This is a genomic window from Streptomyces sp. NPDC031274 (genome assembly GCF_055570235.1).
Window position 1 is genome coordinate 1 of the sequence record NZ_JBVIHP010000388.1, and the last position, 1137, is coordinate 1137.

Genomic DNA, 1137 nt, shown 5'->3' on the forward strand with positions numbered 1-1137 from the left:
TCCTCGATGACCTGGAATTCGGGCGGGACCTGCCCCGTCTCATGGAAGCTGCGCCACCCCTCGAGGCCGCCGAGCTCACCGCTTCTGACCTCCGCGAGGAAGCCGCGGATCCACTCGGCCTGCGCCTCGACCATGTGCAGTTGGTACTCGACCTCCACCAGGAAGACCCGCGGCAACGTCTCGTACAGCTTGTCCAGCGCCCCGCGGGAGCCGGCCGCCTGCACCTCCAGAGAGGTGAGCCGCTCGCCGAGCAGGCGCACCACCTCGTCGGGCGGGATGACGCCCATGAGGGAGAGCGCCGTCTCGAAGATCGGATACTCGCGGGCAGGAACCGCGATCAGATCGGACAGCCATTCGGTCATCTCCTCCTGACCGGCGTCCGTGATGCCGTACAGGGTGCGCTCGGGACGGTTGCCCTGCCGCTCCACGTCCTTGACCTCGACGAAGCCGTGCTTCTCCAGGTTCTGGACGACGGTGTACAGCGAGCCGTAGTTGATCTTTGTCGTGGCGTCCTTGCCCTGACGGCGCAGGGTCTGCGCGATCTCGTACGGGTGCATGGGCTTCTGGGTGAGCACCACCATCACGGCGAGAGCCAGCGGATTGCCGAGCTTCCGGCGCTTCGCCGCCATCAGACCCACCTCGCTTCCGAATATCCGTACACGAACATATCGCGAGTCTCAGATTAGGGTCAATACACGATGTATCGCGAACCGGATGGCCGTGAGAAGCTCCGCGAAAACCACTACGTGCCGCGGCGCCCCCGCTGACACGATGAGCCCATGCCCTTCAAGATCCCGGACGTCGTCGCAGCGGGCGCCCTCGCCCACCAGGAGCAGCCGGTCATACCCGCCCCCGGAGGGCTGATCATCCGCCCCTGGTCACCCGACGACGCGCCCGCCGTGTACGAGGCGTTCCAGGACCCGGTGCTCCAGCACTGGCACCCCCGCGAGGCCGATTCCGTCGACGAGGCCCGCGGCTGGATCGACGACTGGCGCAAGGCCTGGCCCGAGGAGCGCGACGCGCACTGGGCCGTCGCCGACGCCACGACCGACGAGGTGGCGGGCCGGATCTCGCTGCGCCTCATCGTGCTCGCCGACGGGCAGGCCGAAGTCGCCTACTGGACCATGCCGTCGGCCC

2 protein-coding genes are annotated in these 1137 nt (G+C 67.8%); one reads left to right on the forward strand and one right to left on the reverse strand.

The features are described 5' to 3' along the window. Positions 1–629: PadR family transcriptional regulator (locus tag ACZ5CR_RS46595; protein WP_468870117.1), on the reverse strand; the 629-nt coding region annotated here is incomplete at its 3' end. Between the two features lie 150 nt (positions 630–779). Here ACZ5CR_RS46595 and ACZ5CR_RS46600 point away from each other — a divergent pair. Next, the coding region (locus ACZ5CR_RS46600) for a GNAT family N-acetyltransferase (RefSeq protein ID WP_468870118.1) at positions 780–1137 on the forward strand (358 nt) is incomplete at its 3' end.